Raw genomic sequence first — 22,491 nt, 5'->3', positions numbered from 1 at the left:
CGCCGACCGACCGGGAGGGTCCTGGCCGGCCGCGGTCGCGGTCAGCCCTCCTGCGTCGGGGCGGGCGGCTGCTGGGCCTGCGGGGCCTGGGGGAAGTGCGGGGCCTGCGGAGCCTGTCGGCTCTGCGGTGCGTGCTGCTCCTGCGGCGAGTGCTGGCCGTGGCCCTGGGGGGCCTGCGGGTTCTGCTGACCCTGCGGGCTCTGCTGGCCGTGCGAAGCCTGCTGGGCCTGCGGCGCCTGCGCCTGCTCGGGGGCGGCGGCCTGGGGAGCCTGCTGGTCCTGAAGGGCCTGCTGCTCCTGGAAGGACTGCGGCGCCTGCGAGGCCTGGGGCGCCTGCTGGGTCTGGGGGGCCTCTCCGTGCCCGAAGTCGAGCACGCCTTCCGCGGTGCGCTCGGCCTTGTGCGCGGCCTCACGCGCGTCGGCGAGCACATCACCGTGCTCGTCGACGAGTCGGTCGTAGATGGGCGCCGGGGCAGTGGACGGTGCGGGCACGGGAAGAGCTCCTGGTCGTCGAGGTCCTGATGTCACCCTGCGGGTGAACAAAAGGGGACCCTACGTCGATCAGGTGACGTGGGTACATCCGGGGTGGGGTTGTAAAGCCGGAGACTTTCGCCACTCTCATGTGCCGTACCGGCGGATCGGCGCCGGCCGGGGTGGACGGCCGGCAGGGATCCGCCGGTATTCGCCGCGGGGAAGCCGTCAGTACTGCTCGGACTGGCCGCCGTCGATCGGGACGACCGTGGCGTTGATGAAGGACGCCTCGTCGGAGAGGAGGAAGGCCACCAGGTTCGCGACCTCCTCGGGGCGACCGAAGCGCTTCATCGGGTTGGTGCTGACGAACTGGCGGCCGGCCTCCTCCCAGTTCACCGGGTCGAGCTGCTTGAGGGAGCCCTCGACCATGGGCGTCATGATCGCGCCGGGCGCGATGGCCTTCACCGTGATGCCGAAGCGGCCGTACTCCACGCCCGAATTGCGGGTCAGGCCCACGACGCCGTGCTTGGCGGCCGCGTAACCGGACTGGTTGCCCACACCGCGGATGCCGCCCACGGAGGCGGTGTTCACGACGGTGCCGCTGCCCTGCTCGCGCATGACGGCGAGGACGTGCTTGAGGCCGAGGAAGACGCCCCGCAGGTTGATGTCGACGACGCGTTGGAACTCGTCGCTGCCGAACTCCTCGGTGAGGTTCTGCTTGCCCTCGATGCCCGCGTTGTTGAAGAAGGCGTCGATCCGGCCGTAGGCCCGCGTGGTCTCGGCCACGTAGCGCGTGACCTCCGCCTCGTCGCTGACATCGGCGGTGAGCGTCAGGACCTCGGCGCCCGGCGTGGCCTTCTCGATCTCGGCCGCGCTCTGCGCGAGCCCTTCCGCGTTCACGTCGACGAGCGCCAGCTTCGCGCCCTCGGCCGCGACCCGCAGCGCGGCGGACCTGCCGAGGCCAGAGCCGCCACCGGTGATGAGGACGACCTTGCCGTCGAACCTGTTGTTCATTGCGGACCTCCTGAGGGAACGGTGTTGCGGTCCGCCGTCGTCCGACGGGCCTGTCACTATTCTTAGACGATACGTACTGTCTAGAAATTCCCGTACGCGGGGATCGGAGCGAGGCATGGACGACTCGACGGCTCCCCGGCCCAGGCGTGGGCGCTACCGGGACCCGCAGGCGCACGCGGCGGTGCTGCGTGCCGCGCGGGAACTCGTCGCCGAGCTCGGGTATCACAAAGTCACGATGGAGCGGATCGCCGCCCGCGCAGGCGTCGCCAAGATGACGCTCTACCGGTGGTGGCCGAACAAGGCGGCGGTGATCACCGAGGCCGTCACCGATCAGCTGGCGCCGGGCCCGCAGCCGGACACCGGCTCCGTGCGCGAGGACGCGCGGGCCCACGTCACCGACCTCGTCCGCACGCTGACGCTGCTCGGTGACCCGAGCATCGTGGCCGGCGCGCTCGTCGAGCGCGGCGAGGCGGGCCGCGCGGAGCTGCGGGACCTCCTGAAGGCATGGAACGAACCGGGGGTCGCGCTGCTGCGGCGCGGAATCGAACGGGGCGAGCTGCCCGCAGGCCTCGACACCGGAGCGGTGATCGACAGCTGGCTCGGCTACGCGCTGTACCGCGTGGTCTTCCTCGAGAGCGCGCCGACCGAGGCCGATCTGGCCGGCCTCGTGGACGCGCTGCCGGACATGACGCGAGAGGCGTGATCGAACTCAACTGCCGCTCAAGATCGGATAGTTGGGTGAACACGGGACACGCTCATTGGCGTATGGACCGGGCGTATACACCCGGCGTATACACCAAGACATGACCGTTCCTCTGGCGCTCCTCGGGCTCCTCGAACGTGAGTCGAGCCACGGCTATGACCTCAAGCGGAACTACGACACCTACTTCGGCCGCGGCAAGCCACTGCCCTACGGCCAGGTCTACTCGACGCTGCGCCGCCTCGCCCGGGACGGGAAGGTGGCGGTCGGCGAGTCCGAGCCGGGGGAGGGGCCGGACCGCAAGCGGTACGTGATCACCGACAGCGGCGTCACGCAGGTGGAGGCCTGGCTCGTCGAGCCGGTCGCCCCCGAACAGCACCTGCAGACCGTGCTGTTCACCAAGGTCGTCCTCGCGCTGCTCCTGGAGCGGGACGCGCAGGCGTACCTCGACACCCAGCGGGCCGCCCACATGCAGCGGATGCGCGAGCTGACCGAGCTGCGCCGCACCGGGGGACTCGTCGACAGGCTGCTCGCCGACCACGGCCTCTTCCACCTCGAAGCCGACCTGCGCTGGATCGACATGACCGTGGCGCGGCTCGGCGCGCTCGCGGCGGAGGTGCGCTCATGAGTGCGGTGACAAGCCTGGTCGAGGCGCGCGACGTGGTGCTCTCGTTCGGCAGCACCCCCGCACTGCGGGGCGCCGAACTGTCCGTGGAACAGGGTGAGATCGTCGCCGTGACGGGACCGAGCGGCTCCGGCAAGTCGACGCTGCTGCACTGCCTCGCGGGAATCCTGGTGCCCGACGAGGGCGAGATCCTCTACGACGGGCGGCGCATCGACGCCCTGCGCGAGACCGAACGCAGCGCGCTGCGCCGGGACCGCTTCGGCTTCGTCTTCCAATTCGGCCAGCTCGTACCCGAGCTGACGGCCGAGGAGAACGTGGCGCTGCCGCTGCTCCTCGCGCGCGGCCGCCGGTCCACCGCGCTGCGTGAGGCCCGCGGCTGGTTCGAGCGGCTCGGTCTGGCCGGTCTCGAAGGACGCAGGTCCGGCGAGTTGTCGGGCGGGCAGGCCCAACGGGTCGCGCTGGCACGGGCGTTGGTCGCCCGGCCGCGGGTGCTCTTCGCCGACGAGCCCACCGGCGCCCTCGACTCGCTCACCGGTGAACAGGTGATGGACCTGCTGGTCGGCTCCGCCCGCGAGCAGGGCACCACCGTCGTCCTTGTCACCCACGAGCCGCGCGTCGCCGCCTTCGCCGACCGGGAGGTCATCGTCCGCGACGGCAGGGTGACACCGCTCTCCATCGAGCGGGCCGTCTCATGATCCGGCTCGCGCTCCGCCTCACCGTCGCGGGCGGTCGCGAGGCGCTGGTGCGGCTGACCGTGATCGCCGCCGCCGTGGCGGTGGGCGTCGCGCTGCTGCTCTCCACACTTGCCGCCATCCAGGCCACCCGGACCCAGAACGACCGCAACGCCTGGCTCAACACCGGCGGCGAGTTCACCCAGAGCCGGAGCGCGCGGGCCGCGGGCGCCGACCCGCTGTGGTGGCTGCTGCGGGCCGACCACTACGACGGCGGGCTCATCGGCCGCGTCGACGTGGCGGCAACCGGGCCCAGCGCGCCGGTGCCGCCGGGCCTGCCACGCCTCCCGGGCCCCGGCGAGCACTACGTCTCCCCGGCGCTGGCCGAGTTGCTGCGCGCCACGCCCGCCGGTGAGTTGGCGGACCGCTACCCCGGCCGCCGGGCGGGCACGATCGGGAGGTCCGCGCTGCCCGGACCCGACTCCCTCGTCGTCGTGGTGGGACACCGCCCCGGCGACCTTGCGGGGAAGGAGGGTGCCCGGCGCGTCACGACCATCGAGACCCAATCACCCAGCAGTTGCAGCGGCCCCAACTGCGACATCGCCGCCGGTATCAACGCCCAGGGCATGGCGCTCATCCTCTCGGTGGTCGCCCTGGCGCTCATCTTCCCCGTGCTGATCCTGACCGGCACCGCCAGCCGCCTCGCCGCAGCCCGCCGCGAGCAGCGCTTCGCCGCGATGCGTCTGGTCGGCGCGACACCGGGACAGGTGTCGCTGATCTCCACGGTCGAGTCCGCGGTCGCCGCCGTCGCCGGTACGGCGGTGGGCTTCGCCCTCTGGTACGCCCTGCGGCCCCTGGTGGCGCGGGCCGACCTGACCGGCACCCGGTTCTTCACCGGGGACATGTCGCTCGGCGCGGCCGAAGTGCTGCTCGTCGCCGTGGGTGTGCCGGTGGCCGCGGCGGTCGCGTCGCGCGTGGCACTGCGCCGCGTGCGGGTCTCACCGCTCGGTGTGACCCGCCGGGCCACGCCCCGGCCCCCGAGGGCCTGGCGGCTGATCCCGGTGGCGCTCGGCCTCGGGCAGCTGTGGTGGGTCATCGGGCGTGTCCCCGAGGGCAGCTCGGGCCAGATACTCGCCTTCGTCCCGGGCATCCTGCTGATCCTGGTCGGCATCGTCCTCGCGGGCCCATGGCTGACGATGGCCGGGGCGCGGCTGCTGGTGCGGTTCACCCGTCGGCCGGCGCTGCTCGTCGCGGGGCGGCGCCTCGCGGACGACCCGAAGGCCGGGTTCCGCGCGGTCAGCGGCCTCGTCCTCGCGCTCTGTGTCACCAGCACGGCGGTGGGCATCATCACCGCGGTGGTCGCGGAGAGCGGAGTGCCCGAGGACAAGGTGGCGTTCGGCAGTTCGGTGGTCGGCGAGTACGACCGGCAGTTCGGGTCCGGGCCCACCCGGAAGCCCCCGGCAGCACTGCCCGCCGCGACCCGGTCGGAGCTGGAGTCCGTGCCCGGCGTCCACAGCGTCATGGTGGTCCGCACGAATCCGCTCGGCATCCCGGATCCCGTCGAGCCGACCCCGCCGAAGGGGGAGCCGCCGATCCTGGCGGGCCTGGTCCCCTGCGCCGAGCTGGCGCGGATGCCCGCACACAACAGGTGCCCGGCGGGGGCCCGGGCCGCCGCGATCCCACCGGTTTTCTCCCGGTTCGGCGTGCAGGAGGATCGGGCCTGGCCCGCCGTATGGCCCGCGGCGAAGATCGAACCGCAGCGGCTCGAGTCCCTGCCGGTGAGCGAGATCATGGTGACGACGGACGGCTCCACGGCGGCGATCGAGCGCGTTCGCACGCTCCTCACCGCGGCGTACCCCGATGAACTGCCGCCGTACACCGTCGAGGAGGACTACGCGCAGCAGTGGGGCGACATCGCGGGCTACCGGCAACTGGCCACCGTCGTCATCGTGATCAGCTTCCCGATCGCCGGATGCAGCCTGGCGGTCGCCGTCGCCGGCGGACTGAACGAACGCAAGCGCCCCTTCGCCCTGTTGCGGCTGAGCGGAGTACCGCTGAGCACCCTGCGCCGGGTGGTGCTCCTGGAGAGCGCCGCGCCGCTGCTGATCGTCGCGGCGCTCGCCATCGGGCTGGGCTTCCTGACCGCGCAACTCTTCCTGCAGGCGCAGTTCGACTACTCGATACGAGCGCCGGGGCCGGGCTACTACGGCCTGACCCTCGCCGGGATGGTCGTCTCGCTCGCCGTCATCGCCTCCACGCTGCCGCTGCTGCGGCGGATCACGGGACCGGAGACGGCACGCAACGACTGACACCGCGGCGCCCGCCCTTCAAAGCGGGCACCGCGCTTCACGCCTGCGTTGCGTCGACCAGCGTGTCCCGCATGAAGTCCACCAGCCAGTGCTGCGCCGGAGTGAGGGCGTGCGCGTGCCGGGCGTAGACCGAGACCTGCGCCGGTTCGATGTCGATCGGAAGCTCAAGGAGCCGCACCCGGTGGTCGGCGGCGAACATGCGGGCCACCAACCGGGGCGCCACCGCGACGAGTTCGCTGTCCTGGATGAGGTACGGCAGGCCCGCGAACCGGGTCACGTCAAGGACCACGCGGTGCAGCAGACCGTGCGCCTCCAGGGCGCGGCGCGGCCCCTCGTGCCCGGCGGGCCCGGAGACCGTCACATGCTGCTCGGCGCCGAGCGCGGCCAGGTCCACGGAGCGGCCGCGCAGGCGCGGGTGATCGCGGGCCACCACGGCGACGTATCCCTCGGAGAACAGCGGGATCCGTGCCACCCGTGCCGAGCCGAGCAGCGGCGAGGCGATGAACGCGTCGATCTCCCCGCGGCCCAACTGGTCGGCGGCGCCGCGGATGTCGAGCGGCCGCACCGTGAGCGTGGCGCCCGGCGCCTGTCGCGGCAGGGCGGCCATCAGGCGCGGCAGCAGGGCCACCTCGCCCAGATCGGACAGGCACACGGTGAACGCGGCGCGCGCCGTCGCCGGGTCGAAGGAGTGGGAGCCGCTCACGGTCGTCTCGATCTCCGAGAGGGCGCGGTGGAGCGGCTCGTACAGGGCGCGGGCCGTGGTTGTCGGGGCGAGCCCCGCGCCCGTGCGGCGGAAGAGTTCGTCGTCGAAGCGGCGGCGCAGCTTCTGCAGCCCATAGCTCACGGTCGGCTGGGTCACGTGCAGGGCCTCGGCGGTCGCCGTCACGCTGCGGGTCTCGTAGAGCAGCACGAAGGTCCGTACGAGGTTGAGGTCGAAGTCCCGCATGGTCACTCCCGTCCGCTGCCTCATTCGCCTGCTGCCCCCATTATCGATCCTGTCTATGAAACGGGTAGGCAACATTGATTGGAGCACGGTCGGCTTTATTTCTAGGCTCAACCACATCACCGCCGGTCAAGGAGGAGTCTGCGCATGCCGACCGCACGCCGGATCGCCCACGCGTTCCTCGAGCGACAAGGCCTGACCACGATCTTCGGGAACCCCGGATCGAACGAACTGCCCTTCCTGGCAGGACTTCCCGAGTCCTTCCGCTACGTCCTCGGCCTGCACGAAGGCGTCGTCGTCGGCATGGCCGACGGATACGCCCAGGTCACAGGACGCCCCGCACTGGTCAATCTGCACGCCGCCGCCGGCTCCGGCAACGCGATGGGCGCGCTCACCAACGCGGTGTACGCGCGCTCGCCCCTGGTGCTCACGGCGGGCCAGCAGGTGCGCTCCGCCGTCGGCCTGGAGGCGATGCTCGCCAACGTCGACGCCCCGCAGCTGATGCGCCCGCTCGTCGGCCACTCCGCCGAACCGGCCTGCGCCGCCGACGTCCCGCGCTCGCTGGCCCAGACGGTCTTCGAGGCCGAGTTGCAGCGCCGCCCCAGCTATCTCTCCGTGCCGTACGACGACTGGGACGCCGACGTCGACCCAGGGGCCTGCGAGGTCCTGGAGCGGCGGGTGCGGCGCGGGCTCGCCCCGGACGAGGAGCAACTCGACGACCTCGTACGGGACGTGGGCGCCGCCCGCGATCCCGTGCTCGTCCTCGGCGGTGACATCGACGCGGCCGGGTACTTCGACCGGGCCGTGGCCTGCGCCGAACACCTCGACCTGCCGGTGTGGGTGGCGCCCTCGCCGCACCGCCTCCCGTTCCCCAACCGGCACCCGCTGCTGCGTGGGGTGCTGCCCGCCGGAATCGGCTCCGTGTCGTCGGCGCTGGCCGGGCACGACCTGGTGCTCGTCGTCGGCGCGCCCGTCTTCCGCTACCACCAGCACGTGCCGGGCCCCTACCTGCCGGACGGCGCCCGGCTGATCCAGGTCACCGACGACGCGGGCGCCGCGGCCCGCGCGCCGATGGGGGAGGCGCTGGTCGCGGATCCGGGTCCCGTGTTGACGGCGCTGGTGGACCGGCTGCCGCAACGGGCAAGCGGGCCAAGGGAGTTCACGCCCCCGTCCGACCCCGCCACCGCCTCCGGCGGCGCCCTCCACCCCGAGGAAGTCTTCGCCGCCCTCCGCGACACCCAGCAGGCCGACACCCGCTACGTCGTCGAGTCGACCTCCACCAACGGCGCCTGGTGGCGGCAGATGGACCTGCGGCGCCCCGGCTCCTACTTCTTCCCGGCCTCCGGCGGGCTCGGCTTCGGTCTGCCCGCCGCCGTCGGCGCCGCGATGGGCGACCCGGACCGCCCGGTCGTCGCGGTCGTCGGCGACGGCTCCGCCAACTACGGCATCACGGCGCTGTGGAGCGCCGCCCACTACCGGGTACCGGTCACCTTCCTCATCCTGCGCAACGGCACGTACGGTGCGCTGCGCTGGTTCGGGACGCTGCTCGACACCCCGGACGTGCCGGGCACCGAGATCCCCGGCCTCGACTTCACCGCGCTCGCCGCGGGGTACGGGGTGCCCGCCACCGCCGTGACCGAACTCGCCGACCTGCGCGAGCAGTTGAAGAAGAACGCGACCGACGGGCCCCGGCTCATCCAGGTCGACACCCACCCCACCTCACCGGAGTGAACATGACTCTCCTCGAAGACCCCGTATGGCACGAGCGGATCCACCTCGACGGCTGGACCGAGGGAAGTGGGGGCACGTCCGCCGTCGTCGAACCCGCCACCGGTCGGCAGCTCGGGTCGATCGGCAGCGCCACCGCCGACGACGTCGCCCGCGCCGCGACCCGCGCCGCCGAGGCGCAGCGGGAGTGGGCCCGCACCGCCCCCGCCGAGCGCGCCGCCGTGCTGCGCCGGGCCGGTGACCTGTTCGCCGAGCACGCCGAGGAGATCAAGGGCTGGATCGTCCGCGAGGCCGGCTCGACGCGCGCCAAGGCGACCGTCGAGACCGACTTCGCCGCCGCCGAGTGCTACGAGGACGCGGCCCTGCCCGCGCACCCGCTCGGCGACGTGCTCAGCAGCGGCGAGCCCCGCTGGTCGTTCGCGCGCCGCGTACCCGCGGGCGTCGTATCGGTCATCGCCCCGTTCAACTTCCCGCTGATCCTCGGCATCCGCTCCGTCGCGCCCGCGCTCGCCCTCGGCAACGCCGTGCTCCTCAAGCCGGACCCGCGCACCGCGGTCTGCGGCGGTGTCACCATCGTCCGCATCTTCGAGGAGGCGGGCCTTCCCGAGGGGCTGCTGCACCTGCTGCCCGGCGACGCGAGCGTCGGCGCCGCCGTCGTCGAGGCACCCGAGGTCTCCGTCGTCTCCTTCACCGGCTCAACTGCCGCCGGACGCAAGGTCGGTGAGGCCGCCGCCCGCAACCTCAAGAAGGTCCACCTCGAACTCGGCGGCAACAACGCGCTCGTCGTGCTCCCCGGCGCCGACCTCCCGGCGGCCGCCTCGGCCGGCGCGTTCGGCTCGTACCTCCACCAGGGCCAGATCTGCATGGCGACCGGCCGCCACCTCGTCCACGAGTCGCAGGCCGAGGAGTACGTGGCACTGCTCGCCGAGAAGGCCGCGAACCTCCCCGTCGGCGACCCCGCCACCGGCGACGTCGCCCTCGGCCCGATCATCGACGGCCGGCAACTCGCCCACATCGACAAGGTGGTGACCGACAGCGTCGCCGCGGGCGCGAAGGTCGTCGCGGGCGGCGAGGCCGACGCCCCGTACTACCCGGCGACCGTGCTCACCGGCCTCGACGACGACAGCCCGGCATGGCGCGAGGAGATCTTCGGCCCCGTCGCACCCGTGCGCACCTACCGCGACCTCGACGAGGCGGCCCGCATCGTCGACGCCTCGCCGTACGGCCTGTCCGTCGGCATCCTCGGCGACGTCGGCACCGCGATGACCCTCGCCGACCGGATCCGCTCGGGCAAGGTGCACATCAACGAACAGACCGTCATGGACGAGCCCGCCGCGCCCTTCGGCGGCGTCGGCGACTCCGGCAACGGATCCCGGTTCGGCGGCGCGCAGGCCAACATCGAGGCGTTCACCGAGACGCAGTGGGTGACCGTGCGCCCGCAGATCGCGCCGTACCCCTTCTGATCCCCGCAGAGGATCCGGCCCCACCGTAAAAGTCGCCTGTCGTAAAAGTCCCCTGTCGTCCAGGAGCAGCGCGTCCCCGTCCCCATCCGCTCATCAGGCAAGGAGCACGCCAATGACGACGTCTCCCACGCGGGCAGCCGGTACCACGGCGGTGCTGTGCTGGCTGACCGTACTGCTCGAGGGGTACGACCTGGTGGCGCTCGGCGCCACCATCCCCACCCTGCTCAAGACGCACCACCTCGGTTTCACCGCGGCCGATGCCACCGCGGTCGCCACCGTGTCCCTCGTCGGGGTCGCGGTCGGCGCCGCGGGGCTCGGCCCGCTCACCGACCGCTTCGGCCGGCGCGGCATGCTCATCGGCTCGGTGCTGCTGTTCTCGGTGTTCACGCTGGTGACACCGCTCGCCCCGAACGTGGCCGTGTTCGGCGGCTTGCGCTTCCTCGCCGGGCTCGGCCTCGGCGCCTGTATGCCGGTCGCCCTGACCGTCATGTCGGAGAACCTGCCCGAACGCCGCCGCGCCAGCGCCAGCACGTTCACCATGACCGGCTACCACGTCGGCGCGGTGCTCACCTCGGTGCTCGCGCTCGCCGTGGCCGGTGACTGGCACTGGCTGTTCTACGGCGGGGGAGTGGCGGGCCTGCTCGTCGTCCCGCTGATGTTGTGGAAGCTGCCGGAGTCCGCCGCGTACCTCGCCGCCAGGCAACAGCCCGAGACCGAACGCATCGGCATGCGCGACCTGCTCGGCCCGCGCGTGCGCCGCACCACGCTCGCCGTGTGGGGCGGCTCCTTCATGGGCCTGCTGCTCGTCTACGGGCTCAACACCTGGCTGCCCCAACTCATGCGCAGCGCCGGCTACCCCATCTCCCGCTCCATCGCGCTCCTGCTCGTCCTCAACGTCGGAGCCGTCATCGGGCTCGTCGTCGCCGGGATCGTCGCCGACAAGTACGGCATCCGACGCGTGGCCCGCATCTGGTTCGCGGCGGGCGCCGTGCTGCTCGCCGTCCTGAGCCTGCGCATCGACAGCAGCCTGCTGCTCAACGCGCTGGTGCTGCTCACCGGCGTCTTCGTGTTCTCCGCGCAGGTCCTCATCTACGGGTACGTGGCCCATGTCTTCCCGGCCCGCACCCGCGGCACCGCGCTCGGCCTCGCCTCCGCGGTGGGCCGGCTCGGCTCGATCACCGGGCCGTTCGTGACCGGCGCCCTGGTCACGGCGGGCATCGCCCACCCCTGGGGCTTCTGGTTCTTCGCCGGTGTCGCGGCCCTCGGACTCGGGGCGATGCTACTGCTGGCTCCGCCGACATCCGACGACCGCGCCAGGACACCGAACGCGGCGTTCACCGGCTGACCGGCCCCCGAGTTCACCAACTGGGCGCCCCCGACAGGGCGGCCGGGACCCGTGCCAGACTCGGCCCCATGAAGATCAGAGACATCCGGGACGGGGACTGGGAACGGATCTGGCCGTTCTGGCGGCGGATCGTGCGCGCGGGCGAGACCTACGCCTGGGATCCCGACACCAGCGAGCCCGAGGCCCGCGCCCTGTGGACCGAGGGCGCGGGCAAGCGCGTCCTCGTCATGGAGGACGACGCGGGCACGCTCGTCGCGACGGCCTACGTGAAGCCCAACTACGGCGGTCCGGCGCGCGACACCGCGAACGCCGGGTTCATGGTCGACCCCGACCACGGCGGCCACGGCCACGGCCGCGCCCTCGCCGAACACGTACTGACCGTGGCCGAGCGGGACGGCTACCGCGCCATGGTCTTCAACGCCGTCGTCGAGACCAACCCGGCGGTACGGCTGTGGACTTCGCTCGGCTTCATGATCCTCGGCACGGTGCCCGAGGCGTACGACCACCCGCGTCACGGCAGGGTCGGACTGCACATCATGCACCGCGCCCTATAGGCCCTGGTGGGGTGGGGCGGACGCGGGCCATCCGTTGAGTTAGGGTTACCTAACCAGCGGGGTGGTCCCCGTGTTCTCCGCCTGCCCACAAGGAGCCCGCATGACGGCGACGCCCGCCGCCGAACAGCCGACCGCACCCGCGCCCGCCCGGCCGAGGGACCCGCGCCGCTGGCTCATCCTCGGCGTGATCTGCCTCGCCCAACTCGTCGTCATCCTCGACAACACGATCCTCAACGTCGCCGTCCCCACGCTCACCGACGACCTCGGCGCCGGCACCGCCGACGTCCAGTGGATCATCAACGCGTACGTGCTGGTGCAGGCGGGACTACTGCTCGCGGCCGGGGCCGCCGCCGACCGCTACGGCCGCAAGAAGCTGCTCCTGACCGGTCTCGTGCTGTTCGGCGCGGGCTCGCTCGCCGCTGCGCTCTCGCACACCACCGGCCAGTTGATCGCCGCGCGCGCCGGCATGGGCGTGGGCGGCGCACTCCTGTTGACCACCACCCTCGCGGTGGCCGTGCAGGTCTTCGACGACGACGAACGGGTCCGCGCCATCGGCGTCTGGGCCGCCGTCAACGCCCTCGGCTTCGCGGCGGGACCGCTGGTCGGCGGCGTCCTCCTCGCGCACTTCTGGTGGGGCTCGCTCTTCATCGTCAACGTGCCCGTCGTACTGCTCGGCCTGTGCGCCGTCAGCATCCTCGTGCCGGAGAGCAGGGCCGAGCAGAGCCACCGCCCCGACGTACTCGGCGCGCTCCTGTCGACGATCGCGATGGGCTCCCTCGTCTACGCCGTCGTCTCGGGCCCGGACCACGGCTGGTCCTCTCCGTACGTGCTCGCGGGCGCGGGCCTCGGGGTTTGCGCGCTGACCGGGTTCGTGCTGTGGGAGCGGCGGGTCACCGACCCGATGCTCGACATGAGCTTCTTCCGCAACCGGACGTTCACCGGGGCCGTGATCGGCGCCGTGCTGATCACCTTCGGCAGCGGGGGAGCGCTCTTCCTGCTCACGCAGCAGCTCCAATTCGTCCTGGGCTACGGCCCGTTGGAGGCCGGTCTGCGCACTGCCCCGTTCGCCCTCACTGTCGTCCTGCTCAACTTCAGCGGCATTTCGGCCCGGTTGAGCAAGCGGCTCGGCATTCCGGGGTCCGTGGCCGTCGGCATGACCCTGCTCGCCTGCGGACTCGCCGCGGTCGCCCTCGCCGGGCGCGTCGTGGACGGCTACGGCGGCCTGCTCGTCGGGCTCGTCCTCATGGGCGTCGGCTGCGCGTTCGCCAACCCGGCGATGGCCGTCGCCGTGATGGGCGCGATCCCCCGCGAGAAGGCGGGTGCGGGCGCCGGTATCCAGGGCACGGTCACCGAGTTCGGCAGCGGCCTCGGCGTCGCCGTCCTGGGCGCCGTGCTCAGCGCCCGCTTCTCCGCGCTCGTCCCGGTGGCCGCGGCCTCGCTGCCCGCCGCCCTGGCCGCGACCAACTCGGCGGCCGAACGCCGCACGGTGACGCGGGCGTTCGGATCCGCCCTGGAGACCGGTCAACTCGTCGGCGCTGCCGCAGTGTTGACGGGCGGCCTGGTGGCGGCCACGCTGCTGCGTCGCGCGGAGCACGAGACGCATGCGGAGGCCGAGCCCGAGGCCGCCACGGACGGGGCGGTCACAGATCGAGCGTGAGTCGCTCGCCCTTCGCCCGCGAGACGCACACCATCATAGTCTCGTTGGCGTCCCGCTCGGCGGCGGTGAGCACGCTGTCGCGGTGGTCGACCTCCCCGGCGAGCACGTCCGTCTCGCAGGTGCCGCACGTGCCCTCGGTGCAGGAGTACAGCACCTGGATCCCGGCCTCCTGCAACGTGGCGAGGATCGTCCGGTCCGCCGGGACCTTCAACGTCCGTCCGCAGGAGGCGAGTTCGACCTCGAAGGCCGTGTCGCCGCTGGTGTCGGTCGCCGTCGGGGTGAACCGCTCCGTGCGCAGCGCCTCGGCCGGCACGAGCCCCTCGACGGCGGCGAGCAGCGGCTCGGGGCCGCAGGCGTAGACGAGCTCACCGGGCCGCAGGTCGGCGAGAGCGGCCGGAAGGTCGAGCAGGCCCTCGACGAGTTCGATCCGCCCGCCGGGGTGCCGGGCGGTCAGCTCCTCGGCGAACGCCATCGTCGCGCGGGAGCGGCCCCCGTAGTGCAGGGACCACCGCGCGCCCTGGTCGGCCGCCGCGGCCAGCATCGGCAGGATCGGAGTGATGCCGATGCCGCCCGCGACGAACCGGTACGCGGGCGCCGGTTCGAGCCGGAAGTGGTTGCGCGGCCCACGGGCACGTACCGCCGCGCCTTCCTGGAGCTCGCCGTGCACATGCGCCGAGCCGCCCCGCCCGTCCGGCTCGTGCAGCACCGCGATCCGCCAGGAGTGCGCGTCCCCGCCGCACAGCGAGTACTGACGTTCAAGACCCTCGGCCTCGGAGAGGATCAGGTCGATGTGGGCGCCCGCCTCCCACGCGGGCAGCGGTGCGCCGTCCGGGCGGCGCAGGAGCAGGGAGACGACGCCGTCGGTCTCCTGGCGGCGTTCGGCGACGACGAGGTCGTACGTGTCGAGGGGGACGAGCGGGTCGCTCACGGGGTGCGGTCCTTCTGGTCGGGGGCCTGCGGGTGGTCCGGGTGGGCGAGCATCCACTCCCACATGGCAACCGGGTCCTCGCTCGTGTGCCGCTCACCGCAGTGGCAGTGGCCGTCGAGGATGTCGGTGCCGGGGAGCCATTCGATGCGGTAGACGGGCCGGTTCATCCGGCGGCCAGCTTCTCGAGGATGCGGCGTGCGGCCAGGCCGCCCGTGTCGATGTTGATGCTGAGCTCCTGGTAGCCCTCCGGCTCCGTGTCCAGGGTGCGCTGCAGCAGATTCAGCGCGTCGACGTCCTGCATGACCACCTTGTGGTTGAACTCCCGCAGGAACGTGGTGACGTCGGCGTCCTCGGTCGCGAAGTTCCGCGAGACCGCCCAGAAGTCGTACACCTTGCCGGGCGAGGACGGGGTGATCGCGTACGTGATCTCCGTGCGGAACGCGGGGGTCTCCTGCCCCGACGGGCTGATCGTGCTGTGCAGCAGATACAGGCACGGCGCGTGGTACTCGATGTCCTGGCGCCGGTCGATGCGGCCCTCGATACCGGTGGAACGGGCATAGAACGGAGGGCACTCGGCGTCCTTCATGTGCCGCGACACCCGCACGATCCCGGACTCCTCGTCGACCTCCGTGGCGATGGGAGTCTCGGCGACCTCGGGCGTCCCGATGTAACCGCCGTGCAGATACGTCTCGTGGGAGAGGTCCATCAGGTTGTCGACCAGGAGCATGAAGTCCGCGTCGATCGGCTCCATGCCCTCCACGGTCACGAAACCGTCCGCGACCAGGTGCGGGGCGCGCGGGATCGCGCTCTTGTCGGCCTGCTCCGGGTCACCGACCCACACCCACACCATCCCGTCGACCTCGGCGACCGGGTACGAGCTCACCCGCGCGGTCCGCGGCACCCGCTTCTGCCCCGGCACGAACACGCAGGTGCCCGTCGTGTCGTAGGTGAACCCGTGGTACCCGCACACCACCCGGTCCCCGTCGAGCCCGCTCGCCGACAGCGGGTAGCGGCGGTGCACACAGCGGTCCGCCAGCGCGACCGGCTCCCCGGCCTCGGTGCGGTAGAAGGCGATCGGCTCACCGAGGATCGTGCGGCCGAGCAGCTCCCGGCCGACCTCCGTCGCCCATGCGGCGACGTACCACTGGTTGCGTGCGAAGGCCGAGTACGACGGGTTTCCGGTCATGACGGGTGTCCCTCCAGTCACCGCGCGCGGCACCGTCGCCGCGCGTCACCGACCACCCTGGTGACCTGGGCCACAGGCCCACAACGCGACTTCCGTCAGACGGAAGCCGGGGGAGTACTCGACGCGGGTTGCCAGCCCAGAGCGCGCGAAATGCCGCGTCCGGCCAGCTGCACCGCAGGAATCAGCGCAGGCGTCCGCGCGCCCTCGACCGGTACGACGACGGACACCGCGGCGACCACATCCCCGCGTGGCCCGCGCACCGGAGCGGCCACCGACAGTGCGTCGTCGGTGATCTGACGGTCGCTCACCGCGACGCCGCTGCGCCGCACTTCGGCCAGCATCCGGCGCAGTCGGACCGCATCGGTGACGGTGTAGGGGGTGAACGTGTCGAGCCCGCCCTCGGGGTAGCGGTCCTGGAGATCGGGGTCGCCGTGCGCGAGCAGCACCAGACCCACGCCCGTCGCGTGCAGCGGCCAGCGCGCGCCGACCCGTGAGTGCACGCCGACCGCCGAACGGCCCGACAGGCGCTCGATGTAGACGACCTCCAGGCCGTCGCGCACCGCGAGGTGCACGTTCTCGTGCGTGGACTCGTACAGGTCCTCGAGGAACGGCAGAGCCGCCTGCCGCAGACCGAGGCCGCGCGGGGCGAGCGCCGCGATCTCCCACAGGCGCAGGCCCACGTGGTAGTTCCCCGCCTCGTCGCGCTCCAGGGCGCCCCAGCGGGAGAGCGCGCCGACGAGCCGGTGCGCGGTGGGCAGGGGAAGCTCGGCGCGGTGCGCGAGCTGGGTCAGTGTGAGCGACGGATGGTCCTGGTCGAAGGCGCCGAGCGCGTCGAGCAGCCGGTCGCTCGCGGAACGGGTCACGAGCTCGCCCTACCCGGTCGGGCAGCGGTCGCGGAGGAAGTCCAGGAGCACGGCGTTGAACAGCTCGGGCTGCTCGACGCCCGGCAGGTGCCCCGCCCCGTCGATCACCCGCAGCACCGAGTCCGGCACCAGCTTCACGATCTCCTCGGCGTCCGGGACCGGCGTGTACACGTCGTCCGCGCCGACCACGACGAGCGCGGGAACCCGGGCCGCCGCGAGGCTGTCGCGGTAGTCGGGGCGCTCGGCCCGCCCGCGCAGCGCCGCCGCGGCCCCGCGCGGGTCGGTGACCTGCATCATGCCGAGGACGTGCGCGGCGACCTCCGGCAGCGCGGCCACGTTGTACCGCGCGAGCATCTTGTCGATGACCTCGTTCGCGTACCCGCCCATGCCCTCGGCGAGCAGCCGTACCGCGAGCCGGTTGCGGCGCAGCTTGCCCTCGGGGGTCTCGGCCGGCGCCGAGGTGTCGGACAGGACGAGCGCGCGGGTGCGGCCCGGGTGCCGCAGATGGAACTCCATGGCGATCTGGCCGCCCATCGACACACCACCCACGACGGCGGTGTCGATGTCCAGCTCGTCCAGGAGCGCGGCGACGTCGTCCGCGAAGCGCGAGAGCAGCACCTGCCCCGGAGTGACGTCGCTCTCGCCGTACCCGCGCAGATCGGGCAGGAGCACCCGGTACCCGGCCGTCGTGAGCGCGTCGGCCTGCGCGGCCCACAGGGTCCGGTTGAAGGGATGCCCGTGGATCAGCACGATCGCGACGCCGTCCGCGGGACCGAGGTCGTCGTACCGCAAAACGGTGCCGTCCTGCGTGAATCGGGGCATGGAGTGCTCCAGGTTGGGTGGGACCCGCGCGGGGTGAGTGCCGGAACCGTACGGCGCGCGCGTGGGCATGATCAAGAGTGTTGGCCGGTCAGAGCGGCCGGGACGGCCCTCCTAGACTGGTGGCGCCGCGCCCTCGTCCCCTGGCCCGCGGCCCGCACCACCGAACCAGGAACCACCGTGAACACCCAGCACCACCAGGCGACCGCCGCCACCCCGCCCGACATCCGCCTGGTCGTCACCGACATGGACGGCACGCTCCTGGACGGGGACGGGAAGATCCCGGACTCCCTCTGGCCGCTCTTGGCCGAAATGAACCGCCGGGGCATCGCCTTCTGCCCCGCCAGCGGCCGGCAGTACGCCACGCTCGCCGCCCAGTTCGACGCCGTGGACGACGGCGGCATGGTCTACGTCGCGGAGAACGGCGCGTACGTCGTGCGCGGCGGCGCCGAGGTCAGCTCCGATCCGCTGGAGCCGGCCGTCGTCGAGTGGATCGTCAAGGCGGTGCGCGCCCTCGTCGAGGAGGGCGGGGCCGACGCGGGTGTCGTCGTCTGCGGGAAGCGCTCCGCCTACGTGGAGCGCTCCGACGAGGCGTTCATGGAGCAGGTCCGCACGTACTACGCCGCCCACGAGATCGTCGCCGACGCCACCGCCGTCGAGGACGAGTTCGTCAAGGTCGCGCTCTTCGACTTCGGCAACGCGCAGGACACCATCGCCCCGCTCCTCGCCCCGCTCACCGACTCGCACCAGGTCGTCGTCTCCAGCAGGCACTGGATCGACGTCATGAACCCGGCCGCGAACAAGGGCGCCGCCGTCCGCAGGCTCCAGGACGCCCTGGGGGTCACGCCCGCGCAGACCATGGTGTTCGGCGACTACCGCAACGACCTGGAGATGCTGGACACCGCCGACTGGTCCTACGCCATGGCCAACGCCCACCCCGACGTCCTCGACCGCGCCCGGCTGCGCGCCCCGGCCAACACCGAGAACGGCGTCGTCCGCACCGTCAGCGACCTCCTCGGGCTCGCGGTGCAGCCGTAAATTACTGAACCGTAACCTTCCCGGTGCTACCCGCGGTAACGGTGTTCTGGATAACGTCCGGCAAGGCGTGCGGTGGCGGTGGGACGACCGCCACGAACGCGCCGTCGGCCTGCCCGATGTTCCGGCCGACAGCCGCCAGGCGGGGGTCGACTCCCGCCCGTAGACCGGAGGTTCGCCATGCCCGCCGCCCCCACCCGCCTGCTGGCCGCTGCCGTCACCGTCGCCGCATGTGTCGGCGCCCAGGCCGTGCCCGCCGCGGCGGCCACCGGATCGGAGGCCTCCGGCGACACGGTCTCGCGCGGTGTCACGATCCCCGCGTTCTACAACCCGCCGGCCGAACTGCCCGCCGCCAACGGCTCGTTGATCCGCAGCGAAGGGCTCCCGCTCGCCCTCAGCCTGCCCGGACTGAACGGCCCGCTGCCCGGCAAGGCGACCCGCATCATGTACAAGACCACCGACTCCAACGGGAAACCCGCGGCGTCCACGGGCGCGTACATCGAGCCCAGCGCCAAGTGGCGCGGCTCCGGGCCCCGTCCGCTCGTCGCGCTCGCCCCCGGCACGCAGGGGCAGGGCGACCAGTGCGCCGCGTCGATGGGGCTCGAGCACCCCATCGTGTTCAACGGGCAGACGCTGGTGGCCGGTTACGAGGACCTGGCGATCTACCGGCTCCTCGCCAAGGGCGTCGCCGTCGTCGTGACCGACTACATCGGCCTGGGCGCCACCGACCGCCTGCACACCTACGTGAACCGGCAGGACGAGGCGCACGCGGTGCTCGACGCCGTGCGGGCTTCCCGCGCCCTCAAGGACGCCACCGTCACCAGCGGTTCACGGGTCGGCCTCTTCGGCTACAGCCAGGGCGGCGGCGCCACCGCCGCTGCCGCCGAACTCCAGCCGACGTACGCACCGGATGTCACGCTCTCCGGCACGTACGCGGGGGCGCCGCCCGCCGACCTGACCGCGACCACCAAGGCCATCGACGGAACCGACCTCGTCGGCGCGCTCGGCTGGTCGCTCAACGGGTTCCTGCAGTCCGACCCGGAGCTTCGGGCGATCGCCGACAAGCACCTGAACGACAAGGGCCGGGCCGCCCTGAAGGACCTCTCCACGGCGTGCGTCGGCGACGCCATCCTCGGCTACTCGTCCAAGAAGAGCTCGGCCTGGACGAAGGACGGCAAGAGCCTGGAGGACATCATCAAGGCCGAACCGCGCCTCCAGGAGTTCCTCGCCCAGCAGCGCATCGGCACCATCGAGCCGCAGAGCCCGGTGCGCGTCGCCACGGGGGTGAGCGACAACCTCGTCCCGCACGGCCAGGCACGCCAGTTGGCCGTCGACTGGTGCGGCCGCGGCGCCCAGGTCACATACAAGGCGGTGAACATCCCGGACGTCGGCCGCGCCCTGATCAACCACTTCGCCCCGCTGCTCACCGACCAGGGACCGGCCATCAACTGGCTCACCGACCGCCTCTCGGGCGAGCCGGCCGCGTCCACCTGCGGCGAACTTCCCGCGCAGCGCTGACCGTACGGGCGGGGGCCGTGGCACGATGACGGACCACCGCACCCGCCCGAAGGGAACCCCGTGCCCCGCGCCGTCACCCTGATCCGCTCCGACGCCCTCTCCGATGTCGCCGAGTACGCCTACGCGGCCACCGCGCCGGCCGAGGCGCGGCTCGTCTTCCTCGCCGGTTCCTGCCCGTTGGACAAGGACGGCTCGACCGTCGCGGTCGGCGACCATGCCGGTCAGGCGGCCCAGTGTGTCGCGAACATGCGCCTCGCCCTCGACGCGGCCGGCGCCGGTCTCGAGGACGTCATCAGCACCCGCGTCCTCGTCGCGTCGACGCGGCAGGAGGACCTGGTCAAGGCCTGGGAAGTGGTGCGTGACGCCTTCGGCGACCACGACGTGCCCAGCACCCTGATGGGGGTCACCGTGCTCGGCTACGCCGACCAGCTCGTCGAGGTCGAGGCGGTCGCCGCGGTGGTCGACTGAGACATGCGAAGGCCCCGACTCCCTTGCCGAACAAGGGAGTCGGGGCCGATGCGTCTCGATGATCCGATCAGGCCGAGGTGACCTTCACCGGCTCCGTCTCCGAGGAGCTGTGCCGTTCGGCCCAGTTCTCCAGAGCCGTGCGGCACGCGTGGTCCAGGTGGTGGACCCCGCTCAGGTTCAGCTCGACCGGGCGGTCCTGCGGGAGCGCCTCCAGGCTGTCGAGGATCTTCGGCAGCTTCAGGAAGGTCGCGTTGCCCGTCAGGTGTGCCTGGATCGGGCCCGCTCCCTTGTCTATGACCTCCAGCTTCACGTGCGAGGCGTCCCAGGCGGTCTTGATGACCGACAGGGCGAGGCCGATGAGCACGCCCTCGAACATGCTGATCGCCACGATCGACACCGCGGTGACGACCAGGATCAGCGCCTCACCGCGATGGTCGCGCCAGAGCTTCACCAGGGCCCGTGCGGGAACCAGCTTCGCCCCGGAGTGCACGAGCACGCCCGCGAGGGCCGGGATCGGGATGTAGGCGAGCAGCGCCGGCAGCAGCGCGGCGAACAGCAGCAGCCATACGCCGTGCATGACCCGGGACGCCTTCGTCTTGGCGCCCGCCTGCACATTCGCCGAGCTGCGCACGATCACCGCGGTCATCGGCAGCGCGCCGAGCACACCGCACACCGCGTTGCCCGCGCCCTGCGCGAGCAGTTCCTTGTCGTACTGGGTGCGCGGACCGTCGTGCATCCGGTCCACGGCGGCAGCGCTGAACAGTGACTCGGCGGACGCGATCAGGGTGAACGCCACGACCGTGCCGAGCAGACCGACGGTGGCGAGCTCACCGAACGCGTCGAGGGGCGGCGGCTGGATCGAGCCGATCAGACCGGTGACCTCGACGGTGGCCACGGGCGAGCCGAACACGGCGGACACGAGTGTCGCCAGGCCCACCGCGGCGAGCGGCCCCGGAACGACGCGCACCTTGCGCGGCATGTACTTCCAGAACACCAGGATCGCGACGGTCCCCGCGCCGAGGGCGAGGGAGGTCAGCGCCCGGGTGCTGCCGAGGGCGTCGAAGAACGCCGCCGGCAGACCGGCTATCTTGCCGAGCCCCGACTCCGGGGCCTTGGCGTCGAGCACCGAGTACATCTGGCCCGCGATCAGGACCAGGCCGATGCCGGCGAGCATGCCCTCGACGACCGAGACCGAGATGGCCCGGAAGTAGCGGCCCACCTTCAGCGCGCCCATGGCGATCTGCAGCGCACCGGTCGCGAGCACGATGACACCGAGGACCGGCAGGCCGAACTCCTGCACGGCCTCGTACACGAGCACGGTCAACCCGGCGGCCGGGCCCGACACTTGGAGGCTGCTGCCGCGCATCAGGCCGGTGATGATACCGCCGACGATGCCGGTGATCAGGCCGATCTCGGCGGGCACACCGGAGGCGACGGCGACGCCGACACACAGCGGAAGTGCCACCAGGAACACGACGAGCGAGGCGGTGAAGTCCGCCTTGAGATGAGGGAACTTCGGGGTTGGGGTGTGGGGGGTGGTTTCGGTCATGGTGGCGCTCACAGGGTCTCGAACGTGTCGGTGTCGACACGGTGCTCGCGGACGCCGCCGGTGTGGACCTCGTAGTACCAGCCGCGCAGCGTGAGGCGGCCGTCGGCGAGCCGGCGCTCCACACACGGGTAGGAGCGCAGCCGCAGCAGCTGGGCGAGGACGTGCTGTTGGACGGCCGAGGAGACCGTGACGTCGGCCGGGTCGCAGCCTCCGGGCTCGTCCGCGGCGTGCGCGAGCCAGTCCCGGACGGCGGGCACGGCCTCGAGGTCGTCGCCGCGCACCAGCGCGCCGACCGCCCCGCAGTGCGAGTGCCCGCACACGACGATGTCCTGGACGCCGAGGACTTCCACGGCGTATTCGATGGTGGCGGTCTCCCCGCAGGGGGTGTCGCCGGCGTACGGGGGCACGATGTTGCCCGCGGTGCGGAGCTCGAAGAGCTCACCGGGGCGCGCGCCCGTGATCAGGGCCGGCACGACGCGAGAGTCGGAGCAGGTGATGAAGAGGACCTGCGGGGACTGGCCGTCGGCGTGACTGGCGAACTCCTCAGGGCGCTGGCCAAACGTGCGGGCGTTGTCGATGAGGGGCTGCATGTGTGGTGATTCCTCCTGGCGCGCCGGTATGGCGCGTCGGACGGGCAGGACAGGTG

Annotated in this window: 22 protein-coding genes; 12 read left to right on the top strand and 10 right to left on the bottom strand. The window is 72.2% G+C overall.

All coding sequences use genetic code 11. The annotated features are described in order from the left end of the window. Positions 1-41 precede the first annotated feature (41 nt). Both ACYSUO_RS20205 and ACYSUO_RS20200 read right to left on the bottom strand, forming a co-directional pair. A complete protein-coding gene (locus ACYSUO_RS20205; protein WP_461777564.1) occupies positions 42-491 on the bottom strand; it encodes a hypothetical protein in 450 nt (149 codons plus the stop codon). Between the two features lie 207 nt (positions 492-698). Next, a complete protein-coding gene (locus tag ACYSUO_RS20200) occupies positions 699-1,484 on the bottom strand; it encodes a glucose 1-dehydrogenase (protein ID WP_461777563.1) in 786 nt (261 codons plus the stop codon). Positions 1,485-1,599: 115 nt separating this feature from the next. Here ACYSUO_RS20200 and ACYSUO_RS20195 point away from each other — a divergent pair, with 115 nt between their 5' ends. The 4 genes from ACYSUO_RS20195 to ACYSUO_RS20180 all read left to right on the top strand — a co-directional run bounded on the left by ACYSUO_RS20195 (position 1,600) and on the right by ACYSUO_RS20180 (position 5,789). After that, positions 1,600-2,187 (top strand): TetR/AcrR family transcriptional regulator, encoded by a 588-nt coding sequence (locus ACYSUO_RS20195; protein WP_461777562.1) that lies wholly within the window; start codon positions 1,600-1,602, stop codon positions 2,185-2,187. 100 nt (positions 2,188-2,287) lie between these two features. Then, positions 2,288-2,812: a PadR family transcriptional regulator gene (locus ACYSUO_RS20190; protein ID WP_461777561.1), complete on the top strand. Its 525-nt coding sequence runs from the start codon at positions 2,288-2,290 to the stop codon at positions 2,810-2,812. After that, positions 2,809-3,504 carry an ABC transporter ATP-binding protein gene (locus ACYSUO_RS20185; protein ID WP_461777560.1) on the top strand — a complete coding sequence of 232 codons (696 nt, stop codon included), beginning with the start codon at positions 2,809-2,811 and terminating at the stop codon, positions 3,502-3,504. Before ACYSUO_RS20190 ends, ACYSUO_RS20185 begins: the two co-directional genes overlap by 4 nt. Next, positions 3,501-5,789 (top strand): ABC transporter permease, encoded by a 2,289-nt coding sequence (locus tag ACYSUO_RS20180; protein ID WP_461777559.1) that lies wholly within the window; start codon positions 3,501-3,503, stop codon positions 5,787-5,789. The genes ACYSUO_RS20185 and ACYSUO_RS20180 overlap by 4 nt, the downstream gene beginning before the upstream one ends. A 37-nt stretch (positions 5,790-5,826) precedes the next feature. Here the strand turns inward: ACYSUO_RS20180 and ACYSUO_RS20175 are convergent, their stop codons facing one another. Beyond that, positions 5,827-6,735 carry a LysR family transcriptional regulator gene (locus ACYSUO_RS20175; protein WP_461777558.1) on the bottom strand — a complete coding sequence of 303 codons (909 nt, stop codon included), beginning with the start codon at positions 6,733-6,735 and terminating at the stop codon, positions 5,827-5,829. A 144-nt stretch (positions 6,736-6,879) separates the two neighbouring features. On the opposite strand from ACYSUO_RS20175, the gene mdlC reads away from it, so the two are divergent. The 5 genes from mdlC to ACYSUO_RS20150 all read left to right on the top strand — a co-directional run bounded on the left by mdlC (position 6,880) and on the right by ACYSUO_RS20150 (position 13,479). Further along, on the top strand, positions 6,880-8,463 hold the full coding sequence (mdlC, locus tag ACYSUO_RS20170; protein ID WP_461777557.1) for a benzoylformate decarboxylase: 1,584 nt from the start codon (positions 6,880-6,882) through the stop codon (positions 8,461-8,463). 2 nt (positions 8,464-8,465) lie between these two features. Further along, positions 8,466-9,923, top strand: coding sequence for a benzaldehyde dehydrogenase (locus ACYSUO_RS20165; protein WP_461777556.1), 1,458 nt, complete (start codon positions 8,466-8,468; stop codon positions 9,921-9,923). Between the two features lie 112 nt (positions 9,924-10,035). Then, entirely contained in the window at positions 10,036-11,268 is a 1,233-nt protein-coding gene (locus ACYSUO_RS20160; protein ID WP_461777555.1) for an MFS transporter, read from the top strand. Between the two features lie 68 nt (positions 11,269-11,336). Next, positions 11,337-11,822, top strand: a complete 486-nt coding sequence (locus ACYSUO_RS20155; protein WP_461777554.1) for a GNAT family N-acetyltransferase — start codon at positions 11,337-11,339, stop codon at positions 11,820-11,822. Between the two features lie 100 nt (positions 11,823-11,922). Beyond that, positions 11,923-13,479 carry an MFS transporter gene (locus ACYSUO_RS20150; protein ID WP_461777552.1) on the top strand — a complete coding sequence of 519 codons (1,557 nt, stop codon included), beginning with the start codon at positions 11,923-11,925 and terminating at the stop codon, positions 13,477-13,479. Here the strand turns inward: ACYSUO_RS20150 and ACYSUO_RS20145 are convergent. The 5 genes from ACYSUO_RS20145 to ACYSUO_RS20125 form a co-directional block, all read right to left on the bottom strand. Next, positions 13,463-14,407: a PDR/VanB family oxidoreductase gene (locus ACYSUO_RS20145; RefSeq protein ID WP_461777551.1), complete on the bottom strand. Its 945-nt coding sequence runs from the start codon at positions 14,405-14,407 to the stop codon at positions 13,463-13,465. The genes ACYSUO_RS20150 and ACYSUO_RS20145 overlap by 17 nt on opposite strands. Further along, positions 14,404-14,574 carry a hypothetical protein gene (locus ACYSUO_RS20140; protein ID WP_426895741.1) on the bottom strand — a complete coding sequence of 57 codons (171 nt, stop codon included), beginning with the start codon at positions 14,572-14,574 and terminating at the stop codon, positions 14,404-14,406. The genes ACYSUO_RS20145 and ACYSUO_RS20140 overlap by 4 nt, the downstream gene beginning before the upstream one ends. Then, entirely contained in the window at positions 14,571-15,593 is a 1,023-nt protein-coding gene (locus ACYSUO_RS20135) for an aromatic ring-hydroxylating dioxygenase subunit alpha (RefSeq protein WP_461777550.1), read from the bottom strand. Before ACYSUO_RS20135 ends, ACYSUO_RS20140 begins: the two co-directional genes overlap by 4 nt. Before the next feature lie 95 nt (positions 15,594-15,688). Further along, on the bottom strand, positions 15,689-16,456 hold the full coding sequence (locus ACYSUO_RS20130) for an IclR family transcriptional regulator (RefSeq protein ID WP_461777549.1): 768 nt from the start codon (positions 16,454-16,456) through the stop codon (positions 15,689-15,691). A 9-nt stretch (positions 16,457-16,465) separates the two neighbouring features. Further along, entirely contained in the window at positions 16,466-17,278 is an 813-nt protein-coding gene (locus ACYSUO_RS20125; protein ID WP_461777548.1) for an alpha/beta fold hydrolase, read from the bottom strand. Positions 17,279-17,455: 177 nt separating this feature from the next. Between ACYSUO_RS20125 and ACYSUO_RS20120 the strand changes: the two genes are divergently transcribed. The 3 genes from ACYSUO_RS20120 (at position 17,456) to ACYSUO_RS20110 (ending at position 20,296) form a co-directional block, all read left to right on the top strand. Then, complete coding sequence (locus tag ACYSUO_RS20120; RefSeq protein ID WP_461777547.1) at positions 17,456-18,313, top strand: Cof-type HAD-IIB family hydrolase; 858 nt, start codon at positions 17,456-17,458, stop codon at positions 18,311-18,313. Between the two features lie 177 nt (positions 18,314-18,490). Beyond that, entirely contained in the window at positions 18,491-19,828 is a 1,338-nt protein-coding gene (locus tag ACYSUO_RS20115) for a lipase family protein (protein WP_461777546.1), read from the top strand. A gap of 60 nt (positions 19,829-19,888) precedes the next feature. Beyond that, positions 19,889-20,296, top strand: coding sequence for a RidA family protein (locus ACYSUO_RS20110; protein ID WP_461777545.1), 408 nt, complete (start codon positions 19,889-19,891; stop codon positions 20,294-20,296). Between the two features lie 67 nt (positions 20,297-20,363). Here the strand turns inward: ACYSUO_RS20110 and ACYSUO_RS20105 are convergent, their stop codons facing one another. Further along, entirely contained in the window at positions 20,364-21,845 is a 1,482-nt protein-coding gene (locus tag ACYSUO_RS20105; protein ID WP_461777544.1) for a SulP family inorganic anion transporter, read from the bottom strand. An 8-nt stretch (positions 21,846-21,853) separates the two neighbouring features. Continuing rightward, complete coding sequence (locus ACYSUO_RS20100) at positions 21,854-22,435, bottom strand: carbonic anhydrase (RefSeq protein WP_461777543.1); 582 nt, start codon at positions 22,433-22,435, stop codon at positions 21,854-21,856. Positions 22,436-22,491 lie beyond the last annotated feature (56 nt).

It is taken from the genome of Streptomyces sp. UC4497 (assembly GCF_054871485.1).
Note: the sequence above shows the minus strand (reverse complement) of the source record. Positions and strands in the feature narration are given on the sequence as shown.

What these genes read in the sequence shown, in the direction of transcription:
- ACYSUO_RS20100 (WP_461777543.1), bottom strand. Translation starts at nt 22,435, where the DNA reads ATGCAGCCCCTCATCGACAACGCCCGCACGTTTGGCCAGCGCCCTGAG.
- ACYSUO_RS20200 (WP_461777563.1), bottom strand. Translation starts at nt 1,484, where the DNA reads ATGAACAACAGGTTCGACGGCAAGGTCGTCCTCATCACCGGTGGCGGC.
- ACYSUO_RS20175 (WP_461777558.1), bottom strand. Translation starts at nt 6,735, where the DNA reads ATGCGGGACTTCGACCTCAACCTCGTACGGACCTTCGTGCTGCTCTAC.
- ACYSUO_RS20125 (WP_461777548.1), bottom strand. Translation starts at nt 17,278, where the DNA reads ATGCCCCGATTCACGCAGGACGGCACCGTTTTGCGGTACGACGACCTC.
- ACYSUO_RS20150 (WP_461777552.1), top strand. Translation starts at nt 11,923, where the DNA reads ATGACGGCGACGCCCGCCGCCGAACAGCCGACCGCACCCGCGCCCGCC.
- ACYSUO_RS20195 (WP_461777562.1), top strand. Translation starts at nt 1,600, where the DNA reads ATGGACGACTCGACGGCTCCCCGGCCCAGGCGTGGGCGCTACCGGGAC.
- ACYSUO_RS20180 (WP_461777559.1), top strand. Translation starts at nt 3,501, where the DNA reads ATGATCCGGCTCGCGCTCCGCCTCACCGTCGCGGGCGGTCGCGAGGCG.
- ACYSUO_RS20155 (WP_461777554.1), top strand. Translation starts at nt 11,337, where the DNA reads ATGAAGATCAGAGACATCCGGGACGGGGACTGGGAACGGATCTGGCCG.
- ACYSUO_RS20160 (WP_461777555.1), top strand. Translation starts at nt 10,036, where the DNA reads ATGACGACGTCTCCCACGCGGGCAGCCGGTACCACGGCGGTGCTGTGC.
- ACYSUO_RS20185 (WP_461777560.1), top strand. Translation starts at nt 2,809, where the DNA reads ATGAGTGCGGTGACAAGCCTGGTCGAGGCGCGCGACGTGGTGCTCTCG.
- ACYSUO_RS20115 (WP_461777546.1), top strand. Translation starts at nt 18,491, where the DNA reads ATGCCCGCCGCCCCCACCCGCCTGCTGGCCGCTGCCGTCACCGTCGCC.
- mdlC (WP_461777557.1), top strand. Translation starts at nt 6,880, where the DNA reads ATGCCGACCGCACGCCGGATCGCCCACGCGTTCCTCGAGCGACAAGGC.
- ACYSUO_RS20165 (WP_461777556.1), top strand. Translation starts at nt 8,466, where the DNA reads ATGACTCTCCTCGAAGACCCCGTATGGCACGAGCGGATCCACCTCGAC.
- ACYSUO_RS20190 (WP_461777561.1), top strand. Translation starts at nt 2,288, where the DNA reads ATGACCGTTCCTCTGGCGCTCCTCGGGCTCCTCGAACGTGAGTCGAGC.
- ACYSUO_RS20105 (WP_461777544.1), bottom strand. Translation starts at nt 21,845, where the DNA reads ATGACCGAAACCACCCCCCACACCCCAACCCCGAAGTTCCCTCATCTC.
- ACYSUO_RS20140 (WP_426895741.1), bottom strand. Translation starts at nt 14,574, where the DNA reads ATGAACCGGCCCGTCTACCGCATCGAATGGCTCCCCGGCACCGACATC.
- ACYSUO_RS20135 (WP_461777550.1), bottom strand. Translation starts at nt 15,593, where the DNA reads ATGACCGGAAACCCGTCGTACTCGGCCTTCGCACGCAACCAGTGGTAC.